We start from the raw sequence: 6661 nt of genomic DNA, 5'->3' as shown, positions 1-6661 counted from the left end.
TCATGCAGCCAAGGCTCATAGGATCGCATCGACGGTACCGGTCCCATCGCCGGATAAGGGTACTGCACCTCCTCGTCGTCATACTCCATCTCAAAGTACCCCCATTCCCATCATCCCATCGTCGCTCTCCTCCATGTTCACGTCGTTGGGCAGCCAACCCATCTGCTTTTCTGTGATTGCTTCCCAAACCGGGACTTCACCGACAAAGGGGATGATCGAGACGAGAAAGCTTAACCGAAACTGATTCGTGTTGGTCGGGTCATTGGCGTTGCTGAAGGTACCCGTCCCATGCGGTGGCAAGTGCCCAAACGCGTCATGATACTGGGCAACCCCTAGCGCAATCTGTCGAAAGCTGTTGCTGCAACTCATTCGGCGCGCCGCTTCTCGTGCCGACTGCACGGCGGGCAACAACAACCCAATCAGAACACCGATGATGCCAACGACGACTAGCAACTCCAGCAGCGTGAATCCGCTACGATATTGTGATCGTTTCATGAGGTCCTCTTTTCTTGAAAACACTAGTCTAACGATCCCTCGCCCTCCGCGGGGCCTGATCTCAACTTTTCAAAACCTGTCATGCCGGTTACTGTATCACCGTCTCGTCCGTCGCCGTCAGATCCGAACTTCGCGATCGAGTTGGTAAAGGAATGCCTCACGTCAGCGATCCATCGAAACGCCAGCGACGTGCACCTGCAACCGCGGGCTGGCAGTTGGGAGATCTCGTTTCGGATCGACGGTGTTTTGCAGAAAGTGGACTCCTTTCCCCGCAGCGAAGCGAGCGACCCGGTCGCGCGACTGATGGCCCTCGCCGGCATGCCCTCCTACCTCGGAGGCGTCCCCCAGGAAGGACCGCTTCGATGGACGGGTGACGATGGCAGCGAGCGTGAAATGCGTCTGGGCGTCTTTCCGACCGTGCACGGCAACCGCGCGGCGATCCGGATTATGGATGAACGAGATTCGATTCGCGATCTCGATCAACTCGGTTTTGATTCAAAAACGCTGGCTCAACTACGATCCATATGCGAATCCCGCGACGGATGGCTGTTGGTGGCCGGCCCGGCGGGCAGTGGAAAAACAACAACCTTATATGCGTGCCTATCACATATCGCCGCCGGAGAATTCCGCCGGAGCGTGTTGACGATTGAGGACCCAATCGAGTCGGTGATTGATTCGATCAGCCAGAGTCAACTGCAACAGTCGAGCGGCTTGACACTGGCGTCGGCGATGCGTGCCGCGGTACGGCAAGACGCCGAGGTTTTGTTGGTCAGCGAAATCCGCGATGTCGAAACCGCGGAGGCCGTGTTGTCAGCTTCGATGACCGGCCACCTATGTTTCTCGTCCATTCACGCCGGGACAATTGGCGGAACGCTTCGCCGGCTCGTGCAAATGCAGCTTCCTACCTTTGCGATTCAGAGCGGATTGCGAGGAGTCCTTTGCCAACGGTTGCTTCGCCGAACCTGCACCGTGTGTGGTGGTGAAGATACGCAGGCAAGCAGTAATACTGTTTGCTCGCACTGTCATGGAACCGGCTACCGAGGCCGCCTACCGATCGCACAGTTGGTCACCTTCGACGCGACATCCATCGGACAAACCGTCTTCGACTCTCTCGAAAACCATTGTACTGCACCGGAGCTCGATCGTGCTATTTCCAACGCGGGGATCGAATCGCTGCGTGATCAAGCCGACCGATTGGTCGCGGAGCGTGTTACCGGTGCCTCGGAAGTCTTTCGTGTTCTGGGGCGGGCGAAATGAATCCAGCACCGAAACCAGAGCTGTCGTTGGACAATGAGAGCCTCGCGATGCTGCTCGAAGAAATCGCTGCAATGGCGGCAGCGAACCGTTCGTGGGCCACCGGTTTGGCCGATCTCGACGTTGCTGCTATGGGGAAAGTCGGTCGTGCAGCCAAGCTTCTCCGAACGCGAATCGAACAGGGAGAATCTCCGGCGACGGCGATCGCCTCGCTATCGGATCGGTTCCAACCGCTGATACGCGTCGCGATGGAAACCATGATCGAGACGGGTTCCACGCAACCGATCTATGAAACCGTTCGCTTGATACGGAAAGAAAACAAAACACGGACTCTGGTACGCCTATCGATCGTCAATCCGATAATCAACGTTGTTGTCGCATCCGTCGTGACGTTTTTCGTTTTGCCGTGGATCATGGTTTCCGTTTCTGAAGCCAAACTGATCCGATCGGCTTCTTCACCGACGAGCATGGAAATCTGGCAAACGTTCGCTCGAAATTTCACCCTCGCCGCAGGGGCTACTGTCGCGACGATTGTTCTGTTTGGTGCGGCGTGGTATTGGAATTTGCGGCGATCACTTCGCGACAGTGATGCATCGCAAAGCTATGCCACGTTTTGTCGGTGGATTGCGATGCGATTGGGAATCTTTAGCGACACGAGCACCTCCCACATCGATGCCGGATGTGTCATCGCATCGGCCGCCGAAGTGGTCGGTCCGCGGTTCGCTCAGTCCTGGTCGCACGTGATCAAAAACATACAAAGCGGTTCACAAACCGAAACCGCATTGGCGATCCCTGAGACAACTCCCGAACCGGTCGAACAATGCGTCGTCGATTTGGTCTCGGGGCAACGCAGCAACACGTCCATCGCGTTTGACATGCTTCGCCTGAGCGATCTGTACCAGCAGACCGCACATCACCGGCGGAGTTGGTGGATCAACGTTTTACCGCGTTGGGTGAGTGCCATCTTGGTAATCGCGTTGATGATAGCCATGCTGCGAACCATCTTGGTACCGCTCTTTGACGTTGTTAGTGAGGTCGCAGGATGACGTTACACAACACAAACGTGGACGGCGAAATCGCCCAAAACGCTGAGGCTGAACTTTGGAAAGGGATCCGCAACCAAACCCGCCGCTCGTTGTCGGTTTCCCTCACGTTCGCGTACTTCTATCTCATGGCCGCGTTGATGGTGGGTTCGTATCTCATTACTGCTGTTTCAGAAGTAGGTCGCGAAGCCGTCTACTATATCGGATGGGAGCTGACCGAACTCGACGTCACTTGGATGACGCGTTTTGCGTGGAGCTACGCGGTTCTGGCGTTACTCGCAACGATAACATACGTCATCGCGATGCTGTTTATCCACAACAAACTGCCCACCCATCTGGCACTCGCGGCGACCAAGATCCCTTGGATCGGGTCAACGATGCGAGCCGTCTCCGTCGGGCGTTTGTGCGAGTCGGTCCTACACTCCGTAAAGCGATCGCGAACCTACGACGAGGCATTGTCGATCGCAACAAACGAGGTCGGCGATGCCGCACTGAGCCGATGGTCGGCGACATCATCCGATCGAGTTCGAGCGGGCCATTCGATGAGCGGGATACTCGAATCGTGCCCGGTCGGTGATCAACCTCTCATGGCGATCGCAGCGTTCATGGAACAAGAACGTACCGGCGAAGAAGCGATTCGGGTTTGGCATTTGGCGACCGAAGAATGTCACTCCCTGGCGCAATCAAGGGTAGCCCGTGCGACTCAATTCCTTTCGGTGTCGGCGCTGCTGATCTCTGTGTTTCTAGCGGCTTTCGCAATGCTCAGTTCGTCCGCATTCATCAGCACTATTTTGTCGGGACTGATGTAAGATGGATCGTTTTCTGCCATTTCTATCATCGGCGTTTGTTCTCTGCCTTCTGGCGGGGACGTTACGCTCGATTCGTAGAAACCTGCAGCAGAGCCCGACGTCGAATCTGCGTCGCATGTCGATCATCTCGATCGAGATTGCAGAATGGCTGCTCTGGGTGTTGGCGCTGCTAGCGATCACCGTTGCGGCACCTCATCCGGCCACGGTGATTATCTTTATCATGCTGCTCGCTTCGATCGCTACGGCAGCGAGACTCCGTTATCAGGAAGAGACCCGCTCGCTCAACCGGTGGTTCCAAATGGCGACGCGGACCCGTACCTCGATCATTAGTCTCAGCGAAAATTTGGCGAATGATTTCCACAGTCGCCTCGGAAAGCAAACGCGGGTGTTTGCATCACGCGTGCAAAGTGGCGAACCGATTATCAATGCCACCCAACGTTCTCGATTGCCTCTCGATGCAGATACGCTTGCCGCACTCCTCATTCCGACGACGGATGCTCCGCCAAGCCAGCCTGCATCGTCACTCGCAATGCAATTTGCCTCAAACAGGCGAACCACAGCGGCGCATGTTGGGCAAACCGAATCACAATCGTCGCCCATCCCACAACAGTTCATCTACGTCGTCGCGACAATCTTTCTGGCTTGGGTGTTCTGCCGAGCCATACACTTAACGATGCTGAAGACTCTTGGAGAACTGCTCAGCGAATTCGCGGTGAAATCGCGGTTCCAAATCGAACAGTTGGACACAATCAAAGTCATCAGCGACATCGTCGTGGCGGGATTGGTAATTTGGTTGTCGCTCGCATTCATCATTCGTTGGTTGCCGGGGCGGATGGTACGCTGGGTGCCGTGGTTCGGCGACCAGGCGTTGACCCGTTGGCGTTGCGACATCCTTCGATGCTTGGAACGCGGGATTCGTGCCCGGCAACCTGCTAGCGAAACCCTTCAGATTGCCAGCCAAACGATGCGAATTCGGTGGGCTCGCCGCTGTTGCCATCGGGCACATGATAAAGTCGAGAGTGGCTCGGCATTGCCCACCGCACTTCAACGTTCGAAACTCATCTCGTCGTCAGAGAATACTTGGTTAAGCGCAGCGGAGGCGAACGGGAACCTTCCCGATGCGCTTGATCAACTGGTCGATAATCTCCAACGCCGCCAAGCGATCAAATGGAGTCTGAGAATGAGTTGGTTGGTGCCGTTGGCAACGGTGGCGGTCGGCGCGTTTGTTCTGGTCTACGCAATGTTCATGTTCGACGTTCTGTCAACCTTTATCCGCACAATGACATAGCAACCTCCGATGTCGAAAATGAGATTGAAATATTCCGTTCACCGTCATGCAGACCGTGATGCCTTCATGCTGTTGGAGATTTTGATCGCGTTGACGTTTCTAGCGGTAGCGTCCGGGGTCATTCTCAAGGTTCATCAGTCACGACTCGACCTTGATCGTGCTTCGAACCAACGACTGGTCGATCAATTCGCTATTGAGAACGTGGCAGAACGGTTATCTCATGTCCCCTTTTTCGAGTTAAACGAAACCGCGTCGAATCTCCAAGGCAATTCGAATGTTCAAATCACAATGGAACCGTTCTCGTCAGGAACAACGAAAGGTCGTCACCTCTTGATCTCGGTCGAATCTGGAAACAGCACGTTGACCCATCACCTCTGGCGGTTCGAGGAATTAGAATGAATTCCCGAGCGCGCAAACGTCCCAACAGATTGCCAAGGGGGTACACGCTGCTGGAAGTATTGTTGGTTCTCACGTTGGTTAGTTCACTTCTGGCCGGCGTCGGGGGATTGATGACGATCGTTCAAAAAAGTAATAACGCGTCCAAAGAATCGTTTTTGGTACGTCGAGATCTTCGCCGCTTCGCGGATGACGTTCGTGATGACGCCCATTCGGCCGCGACCGCAGTAGTCGAGCAAAAACAAGTTGACGCTCTCGCGAGATTCGTCCGAATCCACAGTCGTCTATCGGATCGAGTCACAGCGGCACGTCAAACGTGAAGTTTTCGACGACGAACAACGCTTGGTAGCACAAGACACGTATGCGATCACCCGCGATGGTAAAATTCGATTTGAATCAGAAAACGACAACACTCTCATTCGGTGCATGATCCTGGAACGCGATCGCATGAAAAATCCCGCTGAGATCGTAGCAATACTGGGGTCGGGATCTTGATGCGTTCACTCTCAACGACAACGAGATGTCGACGATCTCAGCGTAGCGGATCGGTTGCATTGGTTCTCGTGCTCCTATTGGCTCTGCTCGTTGGTACCTTTGCTGCGTCGGTGACACAGCGCGCAACACAGGAGCGAGATAACGAGCGACACCATCAAACGATTGCAACGCTCGAAACCGCGATTGATGCGGTCGCGGGATCGGTGCTAGCCGACGAACCGAACGTTCGACTTCCCGTGAGCAGTCCGGCTACCCATAACGACGAAGGACAATGGGTCATCGTCGAACCGGTAACTCAATCAGAGGAACCACTGATGTATCGTGCCACCGTTTTTCGTGACGGACGACCAGGAGTCTCGATTTTGCGATCGGCGAACAAAAAATGATCCGTGCCAACCACCTACAGACGTCTCGTCTCATGATTCATCATCGACACGCATTCACTCTCGTTGAACTCCTTGTTGTGATCGCGATCATTGGAGTCTTGGTCAGTCTCGCAGCACCTGCTGTGCAAACAATGCGTGAATCATCACGACGGGCAGCCTGCCAGTCACGCTTGACTTTGATCGGAATGGCGGTTCAGGGCTACCATGATCGATGGTTGCAATATCCGGTGGGCACCGTCGCAGAAACTGGCCCAGTGGAAAGCGTCGCGGTTGGCGATCATCACAATTGGCTCGGCCGTTTACTCGATCTCTTGGATCAACCGGTCATCGCATCGCACATTGATCGGTCGGTCAGCGTCTACGACGATGCCAACGCTGCGGTTCTGCAGTTGAGCTATGCGGGGGTACGTTGCCCTTCGTCGGATCCAGACCCCGAAAACGCGAGCAGCTATGTTGGTTTGCATCATCCAACCGAAAAGCCGATCGATGAATCAG

8 protein-coding genes and 2 pseudogenes are annotated in these 6661 nt (G+C 55.0%); 8 read left to right on the top strand and 2 right to left on the bottom strand.

What is annotated here, in order from left to right:
* Nucleotides 1–495: pseudogene (locus RSSM_RS20475) on the bottom strand (type II secretion system protein); the annotation flags it as partial.
* Nucleotides 496–576: 81 nt separating this feature from the next.
* Here RSSM_RS20475 and RSSM_RS20470 point away from each other — a divergent pair.
* From RSSM_RS20470 to RSSM_RS35515, 6 genes and pseudogenes are all read left to right on the top strand, one after another.
* The gene (locus RSSM_RS20470; protein ID WP_008683194.1) at nucleotides 577–1752 is read left to right on the top strand and encodes a GspE/PulE family protein; all 1176 of its coding nucleotides are present in this window, start codon (nucleotides 577–579) and stop codon (nucleotides 1750–1752) included.
* Nucleotides 1749–2795 carry a type II secretion system F family protein gene (locus RSSM_RS20465; RefSeq protein ID WP_008683193.1) on the top strand — a complete coding sequence of 349 codons (1047 nt, stop codon included), beginning with the start codon at nucleotides 1749–1751 and terminating at the stop codon, nucleotides 2793–2795. Before RSSM_RS20470 ends, RSSM_RS20465 begins: the two co-directional genes overlap by 4 nt.
* Entirely contained in the window at nucleotides 2792–3601 is an 810-nt protein-coding gene (locus tag RSSM_RS20460; protein ID WP_008683192.1) for a type II secretion system F family protein, read from the top strand. Before RSSM_RS20465 ends, RSSM_RS20460 begins: the two co-directional genes overlap by 4 nt.
* A gap of 115 nt (nucleotides 3602–3716) precedes the next feature.
* A complete protein-coding gene (locus RSSM_RS20455) occupies nucleotides 3717–4889 on the top strand; it encodes a type II secretion system F family protein (RefSeq protein WP_236621266.1) in 1173 nt (390 codons plus the stop codon).
* An 18-nt stretch (nucleotides 4890–4907) separates the two neighbouring features.
* Entirely contained in the window at nucleotides 4908–5288 is a 381-nt protein-coding gene (locus RSSM_RS20450; RefSeq protein WP_236621265.1) for a type IV pilus modification PilV family protein, read from the top strand.
* Nucleotides 5285–5359 (top strand): annotated as a pseudogene (locus RSSM_RS35515) (prepilin-type N-terminal cleavage/methylation domain-containing protein); the annotation flags it as partial. The gene RSSM_RS20450 and the pseudogene RSSM_RS35515, both read left to right, overlap by 4 nt.
* A gap of 12 nt (nucleotides 5360–5371) precedes the next feature.
* On the opposite strand, the gene RSSM_RS34850 reads toward RSSM_RS35515, so the two are convergent.
* Nucleotides 5372–5563, bottom strand: a complete 192-nt coding sequence (locus RSSM_RS34850; RefSeq protein WP_008683187.1) for a hypothetical protein — start codon at nucleotides 5561–5563, stop codon at nucleotides 5372–5374.
* A gap of 285 nt (nucleotides 5564–5848) precedes the next feature.
* Between RSSM_RS34850 and RSSM_RS20440 the strand changes: the two genes are divergently transcribed.
* Together RSSM_RS20440 and RSSM_RS20435 are read left to right on the top strand one after the other, a co-directional pair.
* Nucleotides 5849–6166 carry a hypothetical protein gene (locus tag RSSM_RS20440; RefSeq protein ID WP_236621267.1) on the top strand — a complete coding sequence of 106 codons (318 nt, stop codon included), beginning with the start codon at nucleotides 5849–5851 and terminating at the stop codon, nucleotides 6164–6166.
* Nucleotides 6167–6198: 32 nt separating this feature from the next.
* The coding region (locus RSSM_RS20435) for a DUF1559 family PulG-like putative transporter (RefSeq protein WP_144059986.1) at nucleotides 6199–6661 on the top strand (463 nt) is incomplete at its 3' end.

Origin of the sequence: Aporhodopirellula sallentina SM41 (genome assembly GCF_000346505.1) — a bacterium.
In the GTDB taxonomy this organism is placed as follows: Bacteria; Planctomycetota; Planctomycetia; order Pirellulales; family Pirellulaceae; genus Rhodopirellula; species Rhodopirellula sallentina.
Note: the sequence above shows the minus strand (reverse complement) of the source record. Positions and strands in the feature narration are given on the sequence as shown.